The following is a 14,742-nucleotide window of genomic DNA, read 5'->3' as shown; positions in this document are numbered from 1 at the left end:
CCGATGACATACATTCGAAAAGGCACACCGGTTTTTCGAAAAATTACGTTTGCTTTCTTCGCTGCGGGTTTCAATACATTTGCGATTCTATATTGCGTACAGCCGCTCATGGAGGAATTCACGCGGGAATTTCATGTAACGCCTACTGCGGCGAGTCTTTCTTTATCTGTTACCACAATGCTGTTAGCTGTGAGCATGCTTGTCTTTGGTTCATTATCCGAGGTGTGGGGACGCAAGCCTATTATGGGTATTTCCATGCTGGCCGCATCGGTTCTCTGTCTGGCATCGGCCTTTAGTCCGAGCTTTCATACACTGCTCGTATTGAGAACCATTCAAGGCGTTGCGCTCGCAGGCCTTCCGTCGATTGCGATGGCTTATCTTGGGGAAGAAATTGAACCCGGAAGTCTTGGATCAGCGATGGGGCTATATATCAGCGGAAATGCAATCGGCGCCGTTTTCGGAAGGATCGTTTCCGGGCTCCTGAGCGAGTACTTGAATTGGCATATGGCGATGGGGACAATTGGTGTCATTAGTTTGATTGCTAGTGTTATATTTTTTATAAATTTGCCGCCATCCAGGCATTTTACGCCAAGAAAATTGAAGCTCGGGAAATTGGGAATGTCTCTGATCGGCCACTTGAGGGACCGTAAACTATTCAGCTTGTTTCTCATTGGTTTTTTGCTGCTTGGAAGCAATGTTGCCTTGTTTAATTACATTGTGTATGTGCTGTTGGGCCCGCCGTATTCGCTTAATAAAGCATTTTCCAGCTGGATCTTTATTGTGATGATTGTAGGCATTTTCAGCTCGTCTTTCATTGGAAGAATGGTTGATCGGTATGGCTATCCGAAAATATTGGTGATGAATATTTTCATCGTCATTGCAGGTGCGTTATTTACGATAAACAATATGCTGGCAGTGAAAATTCTGGGGATTGCCCTCTTTACATTCGGTTTTTTCGGAGGGCATTCAGTTGCCAGCAGCTGGGTGGGCAGGAGAGCCCTTCACAACAAAGCACAGGCTTCATCGCTGTATTTGTTCTTTTATTACGCCGGTTCAAGTGTTTTCGGAACAATCGGAGGGCTATTCTGGTCTGGTTTTCACTGGCTGGGCGTCGTCGGTATGATCACCTTCATGCTGCTGGTTGCGTTATGGCTGTCGGGATACTTGGCAAGAAGTGTGAAAATGCCGGATAAGAGGAACGAAAAAGGATTGAATTGATCAGTAAAAAAGGACCGTTAGCGGGTCCTTTTTTATTTCCAATGGGCAGGGGTTCGTACAGACAGCGGCAGCTTTGTATTCGAATCGCCGTTGGCGGCGTTCACCTGTGCCTGTGTCAAAAAGATGCTCCCGGTCAGGTCGGCGCCGCTGAGATCAGCGTCTCTCATATCTGCACCGATAAAGTCTGTCATTCTCAAATCGGCATTTCTCAGATCGGCGGCTATGAGCAGCGCCCCTCTTAGATTTGCTCCTCGCAGATCAAGCCCTTTCAGTTTCGCGCCGATCAGGACACTTCCCCGGCTGACCTTTTTCGGGAGTTTTGGATGGCGGGCTTGGGCACGCACCAGTTCACTTGTTTTTAACAGCCATTCATTGACCTCAGCTCGATGCTCGTCCACCTGCAGTGTCAGCAAGCGTTCTTTGCTGAGTCTGGTGAGCCTTTCTATTTTTTCGAAAGTGGTTCTCAGTTCAGAATGAATCGGCTTGGCTATATCTATAGAAAGAGCTTCATGTAAATACCAGAGCATTTCGTGCAGCTGCTGCATGATAGGAAAAACGTCAAACATCTGGTTGGCCGTTTCGGGGCTGTTTCGCCAATCCTTTCCCTCATAAGTGATTTGGGATACTTTTTGGCCGGCGCCAAAGCATTCATATGCAGAGCAGCCTCGAAATCCTTTTTCTCTGAGATCTTTATGTATAGAACATTGATAGTTTGATTGTAAGTTGCGGCAAGGCGTGCCCCCGTCTTTATCAAAAGCAAAATCTGCCGACTTCGCATAAGGCAAGGCGACACAGCACAGGCCAAAACAGTGCTGGCAATCCGCACTTAAATCATAATGTATATTGTCATGTAACGTTACTTCCGCAGACAATAATGTTCACCCCTTCACTTGGGTACTTTGTTAAATATATCTATTTGATTATATAGGAAAAAAGGATACTTTTCATTTTGTTTTCAAGGTTTCAGTGGTCTAGCGATGTATAATATATCCAATCATGATGATTGGGGGAATTCATTTGGAACAGCAATTGAAAGACATCATCTCTGCGTGTGATTTGGCAATCCAAAATGAAGATTTTGATACACTGATGAATTATTATTCGGAAGATGCCGTTTTAGTTGTGAAGCCGGGCATGATCGCGCGAGGCAAGGAAGAAATCAAAAAAGCGTTTATCACGATTGCGAACTATTTCAATCATCATATTGTCCCGACACAAGGGAAAATGATCCTGTTGGAAGCAGGTGACACGGTACTCGTTCTTTCTCAGACACTGCTTGATTCGGATAAAAAGGACTCCGAGTATGCGATGGAAAGAAGGGCGACCTATGTATTTAAAAAGAATGCGCAAGGCGAGTGGCTTTGTGTAATTGATAATTCATATGGTACGGATTTAATTGGTGTGTAAGATATGTCTTTGATGTGCCATTCCTGCATATAATGATTCATTCAGCTGATTAGGGAAGGTGACACAATTGAATGTGTATGACATCAGAATGGCTCCTTATTGGTTTTATGAAGGCAGAGGACTTGTTCAACATCCATACGTATTTCGGCAGCCTGTCTCCTCACGTGCAATCATTGTATCTACCCGCGGCGATGTAACGGGAGACGGCGTTATTGACGAGGTCTTTCTAACTGGAAATCAAATGCCCGGCAGCCCGTTATGGAGAAATATCACATTGGTGATCCGTGATGGCAGAACCCATCAGGAGCAGCGGATTCAGCTTCAAAACAATATGGGATACAATCCGTCACTTTTTCTGGGGGATATGACAGGCGACAAGATTGAGGATGTGGCAGTAGTAATGGACACAGGGGGAAGCGGCGGTGCTATTTATGCATATGTGTTTGCCTATCTAAACAGGCAGTTCCGGCGAATTTTCAATTCAGATGTATTGAATGATGAATTAAAGTACAGTGTGAGGTATCAAAATCAATATAAAGCGAGCGTTATCAGTCATCAGCAAAACGAAACGTATATCCTCGACCTTACTTACAAGGGCAGGGAATATTTGAATGAGATTTATAACAGCCAAGGTGTGTTAAAAATGCCGATAGAAGGATGGGTGAATCCTTTATCGGGCTTGTATCCGGTTGATTTTGACAGAGACGGCGTATACGAATTATTGGCGTACCAGCGGATAGCGGGAAGGTATAACGCCGACTCATTGGGATATGTTCAAACCGTATTAAAATGGAACGGGCAGAGGTTTATGTTTAACCGTCAGACTGTTACGATTTTTGGGAGTGACTTATCTTAAGTATTCTTTCGATGCAGAAAAAGAGTGCTTTTCAGCAAGCACTCTTTATTCCAGTTTAATTCGTTTTACATCCCCTAATACAAACACATAAAAAACCAATCCCAGCAACAACACAAAACCGGCACCAGAAAGCTGAGCGTAAGGAGCCTGTCACATCAAATAAATATCCCGTCAGTGAAGTAGCTATAATGCCTCCGAACAGGTTGTTTGCCAGGTTTATTAGAAATATTGATGAATTTACTTTTTCTTTTTAAGATTTGTTTTCTGACTGATCATATCTCTTCGCAATTATCAGCATTTCATTGGATTTTCTAGCATTACAGCAGTTGAACTTGTCTGCAGTCTATCATTGGATAAGAAATAGCCAGTTTAAACTAACTATCTTTCTTATATATTACTTTTTCTGAAGTTTCTAGACGTCCATGATTCATTTCTAATGCAATGTCACATAAAGATATAATATCTTCCTTGTGATGACTAGTAATAATAATGGTAGCTCCCCTTTTTTTCTCTTGTAAAAGAATGTCATGAACAAATGCAACTCCTTTTTCATCAATCGCATTTGTTGGTTCATCAAGTAGCAATATATCAGGTTTTTCAAAAATAGCCTGTGCAATATTTAATCGTTGTTTCATTCCTAACGAGAATTTACTAACCTTTACACTATTAAAATTTTCCAAACCAACTCTACTAATAGAATCTAATATATCATTATCTGATGCGATCTTTTTAATTTTTGACAAAATTTTAAGGTTAGTAAAAGCATCATACTGAGGAAGTAACTGCATATTTTCTATAATTAATCCTACACTTTTAGGAAAAGAGATATCTTTATGTAATTGTTCACCTTTAATAGTTATACTCCCTTCAGTAGGGACTATTAACCCGGATAATGCACGAAGTAGCATGGTCTTTCCAGAACCATTACTCCCAAATAGTCCATAAATTGTTCCTTTTTCAAATGTATAAGAGATATTATCTAAAACTGTAGTCTTTTTAATTTTTTTTGTTAGGTTTAATACCTCAATCATTGTAAGCCCTCACTTTTTAGCATATCTATTTTTTTGAACTTTAAGACAGATAATATAACTATTGAAATCTGTAAAATGATTATAATAAACAAACCTAATAATGGTTCAATAATAGCAGTTCCAGATTGGGAATAATAGCTTAACCCAGTTCTTAATCCATTACTGTAGTTTGGAATTAAAAAGTAGTGAATAACTTTCGGAGAATTTAATTGCACTAACTTCTTTGCTAAAATTAACGAAAAAATAATATAAACGCTTATATTTAATTGTGCTATTTGAGATTTATAATAAAGCTCCATAAATAATTGAAAACTAAATAAGTTAAGTAAGGTTAGATAATACATGAGTGTCATCATAACAAATCTTTTATTGATAACGGAATTAATATCAAGGTTATGAAGAGATACAAGTGAATAAATATAAAATATAGCAATCTGAGATAAAGTAAAGATTAAAAGTACAACTGTAATTATTAAGAATTGAGATGTTACCCATTTAACTCTACTATGTTCTCTTACTAACTTTAATTGCTCATACGAAATGTATGTATCTCTAATACTCCCAGAGAAACAAAAACTTAGGGAAACAATAGGTACAAACCACAATAAAATATTTTGATACTCATAATGACCCGAGGTGCTTATTGGTATGCCATCTAAAAAAGGAAAGACATTTTTATTATTATTATAACTCGATAATGACGCCTGAAATATTATCGCAACTAAAGTTATGAAAAAGCCTTTAATCCTCATTTTTTATAATCCTTATTCAAAAAAATTGAAGATCCAACTAAATAAAAAATAAAAACTATTATTATCTGTCTAATATAAACTATTATAAGATTTGAAGTTGACCAATATCTATTGAGCATATTTGTGAATATAGCCAAGTCTCTAAAGGGTTCCCAATATCCATTAGGAAGTAATAATTTAACGCCGAAATACAAGCTATCTAAAATTATATACACAATAAAAATTGCTAATGCTACTGAATTAAACAGATCGTATGTAAGTCTAAACATAATACCTACTGATAAGTAGAAAAACACTAAACTAATCATGTTTAATAAACAAATTGATAAAAAGTTTGCTTCGACCAACAAGTTTTTACTAAAGAAAATATGTGTACACGTAATATTAATAACAGTATGTATTGAAGAAAAAAGTAAAGAAACAAACCCAATCTCCATAATTTTAGACTTGTAGTAATTTTTACGCTTAACCATCCTCATTACTTTGTAGGGGTTTTCTGAATGAAAAAAGTTACTAAGTAACATAAGAAACGGGACAATATAAAACAAGGTATATGCAAATATTGAACTATATCCGAATGTACTATTATTCATATATAGTAATGACGCGATAGAATTCTTTCCAAGATAAGTGTGGTTCTGGTTGAACCATAAAGTAACTAAAAATAGTAGTAAACATAAAATTAATAGTAGTCTTTTAATTTTCATTGTATTTTGCCTCATATAAAACAATACTAGAAATTATTATTAGAAAAATAAAGATAGACAAACATAGGATAGGGAGAAGTACATTATAACCGTATTCTGTAAACGGTTGGAATAAAAACATTAATGATTTGTTTTTTAGTATAAGTACGAACCAAATAAAAAAACTTGCTGGGTAGGCATACTTCTTATCACGAAAAAGTAAACTGAGGCTTGAACCAAGTGCTCCAACAAATCCAGACATAATACAACAAATAATAGAAAATAACACAATTGCTATATAAGGATGGGCCATACTAAAAGTATAAAGGCTGTTATCAGGGAATTTAATTTGGTCTAAGTCATTTTTAAATGTACCTTTAAAAAAGAAAACCTGAACCAATAAAAAGTTTAATATTAGTGACAAAAACATTGTCAAAAATGAAATGATAAAAGAGGTAAATATTTTTTCCAAACAATATTTTTTTCTGCCAACTTTGCTTATAAGAATGTAATGATATCCTGTTTTATAATCTTGTATAGAATCGTCAGCACATAGTAACAAAAAATAAAGCGGAAGAAACCATAATAGGATCATTTGTGAAGCATGCCCTACGGAAGTGCCAGAAAGGAAAAACGCATATGCAGGATGGTATTCTGTGTTAGTCATTAACAATAGTGATATATCAACACAAGGAATTAATATGATTATAGTAAATATTATTATAGTTAATTTATTTTTGATAATGCGATAAATATGACTTTCCATGTTCTCACTCAATTCTTAATAGAATAAATAAAAATGATAATCTTATAAAAAGATTATCATTCTAAATTTTTTCGCGTGGCTAAAAGGTGCCAACGTTTTTAGAAGGTTCTTGTTTACCAAGTTTCTTCATCCCATACACCATCTATACCATAAGAACTTGCACTGTAATTGTTGTTTTCAACTGCTAAGGCTACATATGTATGGCTTCCCTGGCTATTTGCATGATAATAATGAGCTCCGCTTCCTTGTTTTACGTTATGTATTTTAGAAGCTTTTGGAATTTTACTATTCCCTGTGTTAATCAACCAAAATGTCATGATTGTACCTTTACCTTCTGCCGATTTCTGTAAATTTACTTTCCAAGGATTATCTGTATGAGTGGTCTGTCTAAATGCATCATTTGAATAGGCATTACCATAGCCATAAGGTACAAGTAAATGGAATTTATAGTTATCATTGCTGGCTTTTATAAAATTACTACTAGCAAGTAATGATATGCCTAAAGCAGCCGCAAGAAGGAAACGGAAATTGCTCTTCAGGAATTTATTCATAATTTTACAATCCTTTCAATATATATTTTATACTATCGGTTAGTTAAAAATAATGTGAAATTTTCGTTTTTATATCTAACTAAATAAAACTCAGGATGAAATTAAATGAAGACCGTAATGGGGAGATGGAGTTACTCCTATTTAAAACTTCAACACAAGTAATAAAAACCTCCTTTTACGTAAAAGATTAACTATATTATATCTTAACTGTAATAACCTGTAAAGAATTTTATTGATAGTATTGGATTTTATGTTATAAAGGAAAAAGGGTGGGCGATTTGCTCAATTGAGAATATTTTTATTATAAATTTAATGAGGACGATTAATAGTTTGCAACTCCAGAAAAGTCCATGATTCTGTTCCAAGCCCTACCTTGACCGATTGGATCACTAAATTGCATGATTTGATTTTCAAGTAGAAGCCGTCGCTCTAGATTCCGGCTACTTAACAACTCTCATCTCTAAAGGACTATTTGACCTCCAAGTTTTTGGTGCCATCGCACATAGACGTTATCACCCAGTCAGGGGTTTGCTTCCAAAATGGAAATTTCATTATAAAGTGAACAATACAGATACATTTGTTGAATCAGCATACACTTACGTACTCAACAATTGATCGCAAAGACTATCGGTCATATAAATCAAATCCTGAAATATGTTTGAGAATATTACACAAAATCAACGAAACGCCAGAAAGTCGTTACTCGGTATGTATGGCAAAACCATAAAGAAAAGGTTAGAAAAGATTGCTTTTCTATTTCAGGAAATCTCTAAAAAAAGAAAAGAAAAAATAGAACGAAGCTTTGTAGGTTCAAAACAACTGCACGGGCTTAGCTATCGCAGGTTCAGGGGGTGAGCAAACAAATCCTCCTCACAGCTGCATGCCAGAACATGAAGAAGAACGCCACATACCTAGCCGGTATGTGGGAGCTCATTTTCTTTTTATGACAGCTGAATATCTTGAAAAACAGCACAAAACTAAAAAGCTTGTAGAAAGAACAACGTTTTCTCTACAAGCACTCTTTATTCCCGCTTAATTCGTTTTACATCCCCTAAGACAAACACGTAAAAAACCAATCCAAGCAGCAGAACAAAACTGGCTACCAGAAAGCTGAGCGTAAAGGAGCCTTGTCACATCAAACAAAATACCCCGTCAATGAAGCCGCAATAATGCCTTCGAACAGGTTGTTTGCCAGATTTACCATGGAGCTCAGCATGGATACGGAACCGATCGGCGCCAGCTCTGCGGAAATGGACCAGCGAAACCGTAAAAACAAAAATGAAAAGGATCCCTACGTGTCAAACATTGTATAATATATCCAATCATGATGATTAGGGGAATTCATTTGGAACAGCAATTGAAAGACATCATCTCTGCATGTGATGTGGCAATCCAAAATGAAGATTTTGATACACTGATGAATTACTACTCGGAGCGCATCATGTGTAAACCTCGGAAACAACCTCCCCAGCGGTTTTGTGAATTATAAAAAACAAAACCAGGGATTCGGCTCCATTTCAGGAGACCATAATGATATCCACGATATTTTAGCGACAATAGAGGAAAACGGCACACAGGATGCTTTTCATTATGAAGGTGGTCTTCAAGGAAAAAACGAGCAGGTGCTCGAACAGATAGAGCAGGAAATGCTAGCTTCGGGGCTTGATATAGAGGAACAGGACGAGGAGAAGGTAAATGGGGACGGGCCGATTCTTTGATGTAAAGGGAGAGCTGCCAACTGGCAGCTCTCTTTTTCATGTTCTATAGTTTAATTCGTTTTACATCCCCTAATACAAACACATAAAAAACCAATCCCAGCAACAGCACAAAACCAGCTACCAGAAAGCTGAGGGTAAAGGAGCCTGTCACATCAAACAAATACCCTGTCAGTGACGCAGCAATAATGCCTCCGAACAGGTTGTTTGCGAGATTCACCATGGAGCTCAGCATGGATACGGAACCGATCGGCGCGAGTTCTGCGGAGATGGACCAGCCGACCGGAGCGGTTGCGGAAATTCCGGCGAGTCCGATGGAAATGCAAATAATGGCTACGGTAATATTGTTCGTCAGAATGGATCCTAAAAAGAAAAAGCCAAAGCTCATTCCGACTATGATTACGGTTCGGTACACCTTGGTATTAGGATAGCCTTTCTTAATAAAATAATCGACGAGCCAGCCGCCGACGGCAATTCCGGAAATGGTTGAGATCAGCCACGGCACTGCCGTAAATAAACCGGACGACATGAGATCCATACCGTATGTATGTTTAAAGAAAGTCGGAAGCCAGGTGAGCAGCAGGTTGAATGTATACCCGTACCCTGTAAATCCGATCATTAAGCCCCATACTTTTCGATTGGTGAAAAGCTTTTTTAAAAGCGGGCCCGTTTTGTAAGGGATTTGCTCTGTTGTAATGGCATTGTGTTTTTGAATATAGTTTAGTTCACTTTTAGAAATGCGTTTGTGCCGTTCAGGCTGTTCATAATACTGCCAGAAAAAGATCGTAAACAGCACATTGATGCATCCAATCGTCAAAAAAGCGACACGCCAGTCAAATGTTGTGACAAGAAAGGCGACCAATGGCGCGCCGATTACATTTGAAAACTTGGCGGCCGAATCGAACAGTGAGTTTGCCAATCCCCGCTCACTTGGAGGAAACCAGAGAGCGGTTGCTTTAGAGGCAGCAGGGAACGCAGAGGCGCTCGTCAGCCCAATGAGAAACCGGAACAGATACAACAGCAATTTTCCTTGCAAAAAAGCAAGAAGGATCGTTAAAAAGCTCCATATTGTCATTCCAACCCTCGTGACCCATGCGACCCCAAAACGGTCCAGCAAACTTCCGACAGGCAGCTGCATCAGTGTATAGGAATAGGTGTAAATGGAAAACACGATGCCGAGTTCAGTTGCAGTAAGGTGAAACGAATCTTGTATCGCAGGGGCCGCTACCGAGATGGCCACTCGGTCAAAATAATTAAGAATAATAATGCCGCTAAGTAACGAAGATATGTACCATCTGGTATGCCCAGGCCGTTTCACGCGCTCTTGACTCATGATGAAAACCTCCTCTGTCATAGCATGATCTCCTGATAGAAAAACCATTCAAATTTTAAATACCACAGCGCGCTTTTATATAAACGGCAGGAATTTGACTGGAACAGATCGGTGCTTTAGAATGAAAGTAATAAAAATGAACACTCCAAAGGGGAGTAGCTTTCACAGTAAAGTCGTCATTACGGGACAAGGTGTCCTCGGCTTTGCTGGCAATCTCATTGTTAGCGAGACCTTTGCCAAATCTGATTTGGTGAAGGTCTTTTTGTTTCAGGAACTTCACCAAATTGGTGGAGTTTTTTCATTTTTATCAAAAAGGGAGAGGAGCATCAGAATGTCTAAGCTGAAAAAGTGGCTGAAGCGTGAATTGGTGAGGAAAGGGCTGCCGTTAGCGAAAGAGAAATTGATTCCGATCTTAAAAGAAAAAATGAAAAAGAAACGATGAGGGGGCTGAAGATGAAGATCATTTTGACAGTACTTGCCGGAGTGGGACTTTTGAGTGCAGGCGGATGCGGCATGCTTGATCAGGTGAACGACGGATTGAACTATACGAGTGAAGCAGCTGGTTATGTGGAGAAGGTGAAGACATTTGCAGAGGAAGCGCCTGAATTGGCTGAGAAAGCTGTAAATGACACCGAGGCGAAAGAAAAACTTGAAGCGCAGCTTGAGTCGATTCAGAAGGCTGCCGCTGATTTTAATGAATTAACGCCGCCTGATGCCGCAGCGGAGATTCATCGAACCATTCAGGAGCATAACGAAACCTTGCAGAAAAGCGCTGAAGATGTGTTGAAACAAGCCGAGGAAGGCAAGGTATCGCTTAAAGAATTGGAGCAGTCAGACCTGGTCCAAAACGCAAAGCAAATTACTGATGTGATGGGACAAATTGAGAAGCTGGGTGAATAAGAAAAAGCATCCCGACGCGGGATGCTTTTTGCTTATTCAGCCATTGCGTCTGTTAAGACAGGAACGACTTGTTTTTTACGGGAAACAACGCCTTTTAAGAGGGCTGTGTTGTTTTCTAATGTAACGTTGAACGCTTTTTCCACTTTCGCTGCTTCGTTACCGATTGCAAGAGCAAGTGAATCATTTTCTAAGATATCTGTGATAACGAGAAGGAACAGATCAAGATTCTTCTCAGCCACAACTTTTGAGATCACAGCTTCTAATTCAGCTTGGCGTTTTTTTACATCTTCAATGTCCACTGTGTTTACTTGTGCGATTTCGACTTTCTTGCTGCCGAGTGTAAATTCTTTCGCATCAAGAGAAATGAGCTCTTCCACTGTTTTTTTGCTTAGATCAGCGCCTGCTTTCAACATGTTCAAGCCGTATTCTTCAGCATCTACTCCAGCGATCTCCGCAAGCTCTTTTGCTGCTGCTACGTCTTGGTCCGTGCAAGTTGGAGATTTAAATAACAGGGAATCAGAAATGATCGCAGACAGCATAAGGCCGGCAATTTCTTTCTCGATTTTCACGTTATTCTCTTTGTACATTTTGTTTAAGATGGTAGCCGTACAGCCTACAGGCTCAGCACGATAGTAAAGCGGCTCAGCTGTTTCAAAGTTAGCGATGCGGTGATGGTCGATAACCTCTAAAACCTGAACCTCTTCAATGTCTTTGATGCTTTGCTGGCGTTCGTTATGGTCAACCAGGATAACGCCGTTTACTTCGTTTGCAGCTGTTTCAACAAGACGCGGGCTTTCTTGTTTGAAATAGTCAAGCGCGTATTGTGTTTCGCCGTTGACTTGTCCGAGGCGGACAGGCTCAGCATTGAAGCCGAGTTTGTTTTTCAAATCAGCATAAGCAATCGCAGAACAAATCGTATCTGTATCTGGGTTTTGGTGTCCGAAAATAAGTATCTTTTCCATGATAGCTCCTATCCTTTTTTAAGTAGTGTAATCTTTATATAGTTTAACACGTCTTGCTGCAGGTGTAATCATGCAAACCCTTAAAAATTGATGTGAATAAGAAGCATTTTCTTTGAGCTAAGGAGAAAAGGTGTGTAAAATACTGGGTAGATTAGTTGCAAAATGTAATGTAGTATCAAAAAAGGTACTATTGGAGGGTCAAGAATGAGTGAAAAAAAGAATATATACCCGAACAAAGAAGGCTGTCCAGTTGAATTCACTCTAGATGTCATTGGCGGAAAGTGGAAAGGAATTCTTTTTTATCACATGATAGATGGCAAGAAACGATTTAATGAGTTTCGGCGAATCTGCCCGAGTATTACTCAAAGAATGCTTACTCTCCAGCTGAGGGAGCTGGAAGCGGACGGCATCGTGCACCGTGAGGTTTATCACCAGGTGCCGCCCAAGGTAGAGTACTCTCTGACGGAATTTGGGCGCACGCTTGAACCGATTGTTTTGCAAATGAAAGAATGGGGAGAATCCAACAGAGACGTGCTGGAATCTTATCGTTCGAACGGCTTAGTGAAGGATCAGCAGAAATAGCAGCAAAGGGAACTCCTTTGCTGCTTGTTTTATTTCATTGAAATGGCTCTGTTGGCGTTTCTGACATCGTTTTTCAACAGTTCAGAAAGGTTGTAAGACGGATAATATCCATGCTGATACATGTATCGATAAACTTGGGCGTGCAGCTGGATGGCAGCATTCAGCTGTTTGACCAGTACGTTTCTTAATTGAGGTGTTGCTGTTTCTGTAATTGCGATGGCATAGCTGCGGACAGATGTTTTGGCAAAACCGAGCAGGTCACCGCTGTAAAATGGGTTATCTGCGCGTTCTTCTTCCTCATCCTCTCTGTGCGGAGCCTGTGGAAAGAACGGAAGAAGCTCTCTCAAATTTTGCTCAACACCCTGAATAGACACGTTATAAAGCTGTCTGAGCTGAGGGTCTTTTACTTCTCTTATCATTTTCTTCAGTTTAATGAGTCCGTTTGATTGAAAAGCAACCAGCTCGTGCATTTCTAATGTTTCATGCCAAGCCAATGTTCTGCGTTCATCCATGTGAAAATTCTCCTTTATCGATCAGATTCCATATCAGCATATGCCCAACGCTCAATGTTGTTCATGATGTTTTGAAGTTTTTAAAAAGGGAAATTCACCTTATATAGGATACGGGTTGAGAACATGCACAAAGAGGTGAAACACAATGTGGGACATGATAAAGAACTTTTTCTTGTTTAGCAGCGGCGTTCTGCAAGCAACAACCCTTTTACTGGTGATCTTAATTTTTATGTATGTCAGAAAAACGAAAAAGAAAAACAAGGAATCTTCTGGCTTTATGGATGATAAACATTAATTGTGATGGGCATTCTTTTCAAAGAATGTCTTTTCCTTTTTCATGTTTCACATGAAACATTAGCGTCATTTTACTTGCGATTTGGACTTATGTTAAAATATAAAAGTAAAATTTAGAGATGATATAAAAACATTCGGTGCAAAGCATGTTGCAGCGATGAACAAAAGAGCAGTCGTTTATGCTGCTCTTTTCTATTCGTATGTTCAGGATGATACGAGGTGACTAAGTGAAACAAACGAGAGCTTTAATGGAAGGTGCTATTTTAATCAGTCTGTTTGCGATCATTACGCTTCTGGTCGTTTATGTTCCTGTGATTGGAACAATTCTGTTATTTGCACTGCCGCTGCCAATGATCTTGTATACGATCAGACATGGATTGAAGCTAGGGATATGGATGGGCGCTGTCAGTCTTCCGGTTGTTTTTATTGTCGGGTCCTTTAACGGGCTTATTGTAGCTTTTATGTCAGCTTGCGCCGGCATTGCCATGGGACATTTTTTCAAAAGGAAAGAGCCCGGGCACGCCATTATTTCGGGCGCTCTTATTTATATGCTTAGTATTGTCTTCTATTTTGTGATAAGCATTCAGTTTTTGGGTATCAATATCATTGATGAGGCAATGACACAATACCGGCAATCTCTTGATATTGTAGAAACTGTAGCGAAGCAGTCGGGCAATGCTGGGCAGTTTGAGAAGCAATTAAAACTGATGGAAGAACAATTGGGTATCGTTCAATATCTTTTTCCAACAGCTATTGTGATGGTAGGAGTTATTTTTTCTTTCCTCAGTTACCTTATCGCTAAGCCGCTCTTAAGGCGATTCTCCCCCGATATTCCTAATCTAAAGCCTTTTAGAGAGTTGAAGTTTCCGCAAAGTGTTGTAGTACTGTATTTGATTATTGTCATGCTTTCATTTTTGCCTTTAGAAAAAGGCCAAATGCTGTACTCTATCGCTTTAAATGGGGAGTTTATACTCGGGTTTCTGATTTTCATCCAAGGTTTATCATTTATCTTTTTCTATTGCCATAAGAAACAATATCCAAAGGCTGCGGCTGTGATTGCTGTCATACTTGGGTTTGTGCATCCGGTCTTCATGGCGGCCATTCGCATTTTAGGCGTTTTAGATATGGGCTTTCATATAAGGAATAAGGTGAAGTGAACATGAGTTTTACTCACATG

At 39.1% G+C, this 14,742-nt stretch carries 17 protein-coding genes, 1 other RNA gene, 4 pseudogenes and 4 other annotated features; of the genes and pseudogenes, 13 read left to right on the top strand and 9 right to left on the bottom strand.

What is annotated here, in order from left to right; translation table 11 throughout:
- Positions 1-3 precede the first annotated feature (3 nt).
- A complete protein-coding gene (yybF, locus tag BSU_40660; RefSeq protein NP_391946.1) occupies positions 4-1,218 on the top strand; it encodes a putative permease in 1,215 nt (404 codons plus the stop codon).
- 32 nt (positions 1,219-1,250) lie between these two features.
- On the opposite strand, the gene yybG is transcribed toward yybF, so the two are convergent.
- Positions 1,251-2,090: a hypothetical protein gene (yybG, locus tag BSU_40650; RefSeq protein ID NP_391945.1), complete on the bottom strand. Its 840-nt coding sequence runs from the start codon at positions 2,088-2,090 to the stop codon at positions 1,251-1,253.
- A gap of 145 nt (positions 2,091-2,235) precedes the next feature.
- On the opposite strand from yybG, the gene yybH reads away from it, so the two are divergent.
- On the top strand, positions 2,236-2,625 hold the full coding sequence (yybH, locus tag BSU_40640; RefSeq protein ID NP_391944.1) for a hypothetical protein: 390 nt from the start codon (positions 2,236-2,238) through the stop codon (positions 2,623-2,625).
- Between the two features lie 67 nt (positions 2,626-2,692).
- Positions 2,693-3,481, top strand: a complete 789-nt coding sequence (ictI, locus tag BSU_40630; protein ID NP_391943.1) for an inner spore coat protein — start codon at positions 2,693-2,695, stop codon at positions 3,479-3,481.
- A gap of 374 nt (positions 3,482-3,855) precedes the next feature.
- On the opposite strand, the gene yybJ is transcribed toward ictI, so the two are convergent.
- From yybJ to yybN, 5 genes are all read right to left on the bottom strand, one after another.
- Complete coding sequence (gene yybJ / locus BSU_40620) at positions 3,856-4,512, bottom strand: putative ATP-binding cassette subunit of transporter (RefSeq protein NP_391942.1); 657 nt, start codon at positions 4,510-4,512, stop codon at positions 3,856-3,858.
- Positions 4,509-5,264 (bottom strand): putative transporter permease subunit, encoded by a 756-nt coding sequence (yybK, locus tag BSU_40610; RefSeq protein NP_391941.1) that lies wholly within the window; start codon positions 5,262-5,264, stop codon positions 4,509-4,511. The genes yybJ and yybK overlap by 4 nt, the downstream gene beginning before the upstream one ends.
- Complete coding sequence (gene yybL, locus BSU_40600; RefSeq protein ID NP_391940.1) at positions 5,261-5,971, bottom strand: putative transporter permease subunit; 711 nt, start codon at positions 5,969-5,971, stop codon at positions 5,261-5,263. The genes yybK and yybL overlap by 4 nt, the downstream gene beginning before the upstream one ends.
- Positions 5,961-6,716, bottom strand: coding sequence for a putative transporter permease subunit (yybM, locus tag BSU_40590; protein NP_391939.1), 756 nt, complete (start codon positions 6,714-6,716; stop codon positions 5,961-5,963). The genes yybL and yybM overlap by 11 nt, the downstream gene beginning before the upstream one ends.
- Before the next feature lie 113 nt (positions 6,717-6,829).
- Entirely contained in the window at positions 6,830-7,267 is a 438-nt protein-coding gene (gene yybN / locus BSU_40580) for a hypothetical protein (protein ID NP_391938.1), read from the bottom strand.
- A gap of 577 nt (positions 7,268-7,844) precedes the next feature.
- Positions 7,845-7,994, top strand: a sequence feature (Evidence 5: Unknown function).
- Between yybN and yyzL the strand changes: the two are divergent.
- The 5 genes and pseudogenes from yyzL (at position 7,845) to yyzI (ending at position 8,985) form a co-directional block, all read left to right on the top strand.
- Positions 7,845-7,994, top strand: a pseudogene (gene yyzL, locus BSU_40579). It overlaps the preceding feature by 150 nt.
- Positions 7,976-8,122 (top strand) — a sequence feature (Evidence 5: Unknown function). It overlaps the preceding pseudogene by 19 nt.
- Positions 7,976-8,122: pseudogene (gene yyzK / locus BSU_40578) on the top strand. (Overlaps the previous feature by 147 nt.) The pseudogenes yyzL and yyzK overlap by 19 nt, the downstream one beginning before the upstream one ends.
- A 272-nt stretch (positions 8,123-8,394) precedes the next feature.
- Positions 8,395-8,580, top strand: a complete 186-nt coding sequence (locus BSU_40576) for a hypothetical protein (protein YP_009514014.1) — start codon at positions 8,395-8,397, stop codon at positions 8,578-8,580.
- 11 nt (positions 8,581-8,591) lie between these two features.
- Positions 8,592-8,756, top strand: a sequence feature (Evidence 5: Unknown function).
- Positions 8,592-8,756: pseudogene (gene yyzJ, locus BSU_40574) on the top strand. (Overlaps the previous feature by 165 nt.)
- Positions 8,746-8,985: a sequence feature (Evidence 5: Unknown function), on the top strand. It overlaps the preceding pseudogene by 11 nt.
- Positions 8,746-8,985, top strand: a pseudogene (gene yyzI / locus BSU_40573). (Overlaps the previous feature by 240 nt.) The pseudogenes yyzJ and yyzI overlap by 11 nt, the downstream one beginning before the upstream one ends.
- A 43-nt stretch (positions 8,986-9,028) precedes the next feature.
- Here yyzI and yybO read toward each other — a convergent pair.
- Positions 9,029-10,336 (bottom strand): putative permease, encoded by a 1,308-nt coding sequence (yybO, locus tag BSU_40570; RefSeq protein NP_391937.1) that lies wholly within the window; start codon positions 10,334-10,336, stop codon positions 9,029-9,031.
- Between the two features lie 125 nt (positions 10,337-10,461).
- Here yybO and mswM point away from each other — a divergent pair.
- Both mswM and yybP read left to right on the top strand, forming a co-directional pair.
- Positions 10,462-10,579, top strand: an RNA gene (gene mswM / locus BSU_misc_RNA_94) — manganese ion binding riboswitch.
- 189 nt (positions 10,580-10,768) lie between these two features.
- Positions 10,769-11,215, top strand: a complete 447-nt coding sequence (yybP, locus tag BSU_40560) for a putative manganese-binding lipoprotein (protein NP_391936.1) — start codon at positions 10,769-10,771, stop codon at positions 11,213-11,215.
- A gap of 32 nt (positions 11,216-11,247) precedes the next feature.
- On the opposite strand, the gene ppaC is transcribed toward yybP, so the two are convergent.
- Positions 11,248-12,177 carry an inorganic pyrophosphatase (Mn2+-dependent) gene (gene ppaC / locus BSU_40550; protein ID NP_391935.1) on the bottom strand — a complete coding sequence of 310 codons (930 nt, stop codon included), beginning with the start codon at positions 12,175-12,177 and terminating at the stop codon, positions 11,248-11,250.
- Between the two features lie 204 nt (positions 12,178-12,381).
- Here ppaC and hypR point away from each other — a divergent pair, with 204 nt between their 5' ends.
- On the top strand, positions 12,382-12,759 hold the full coding sequence (gene hypR, locus BSU_40540) for a transcriptional regulator (Cys-activated by oxidative stress) (protein ID NP_391934.1): 378 nt from the start codon (positions 12,382-12,384) through the stop codon (positions 12,757-12,759).
- Between the two features lie 29 nt (positions 12,760-12,788).
- On the opposite strand, the gene cotF is transcribed toward hypR, so the two are convergent.
- Positions 12,789-13,271, bottom strand: a complete 483-nt coding sequence (gene cotF / locus BSU_40530; protein NP_391933.1) for a spore coat protein — start codon at positions 13,269-13,271, stop codon at positions 12,789-12,791.
- 145 nt (positions 13,272-13,416) lie between these two features.
- On the opposite strand from cotF, the gene yyzH reads away from it, so the two are divergent.
- Together yyzH and yybS are read left to right on the top strand one after the other, a co-directional pair.
- Positions 13,417-13,566: a hypothetical protein gene (gene yyzH, locus BSU_40529; protein ID YP_003097802.1), complete on the top strand. Its 150-nt coding sequence runs from the start codon at positions 13,417-13,419 to the stop codon at positions 13,564-13,566.
- A gap of 226 nt (positions 13,567-13,792) precedes the next feature.
- Positions 13,793-14,722, top strand: coding sequence for a putative integral inner membrane protein (yybS, locus tag BSU_40520; RefSeq protein NP_391932.1), 930 nt, complete (start codon positions 13,793-13,795; stop codon positions 14,720-14,722).
- Positions 14,723-14,742 lie beyond the last annotated feature (20 nt).

Origin of the sequence: Bacillus subtilis subsp. subtilis str. 168 (genome assembly GCF_000009045.1) — a bacterium.
In the GTDB taxonomy this organism is placed as follows: Bacteria; Bacillota; Bacilli; order Bacillales; family Bacillaceae; genus Bacillus; species Bacillus subtilis.
This window is presented reverse-complemented; position numbering and strand designations above follow the sequence as displayed.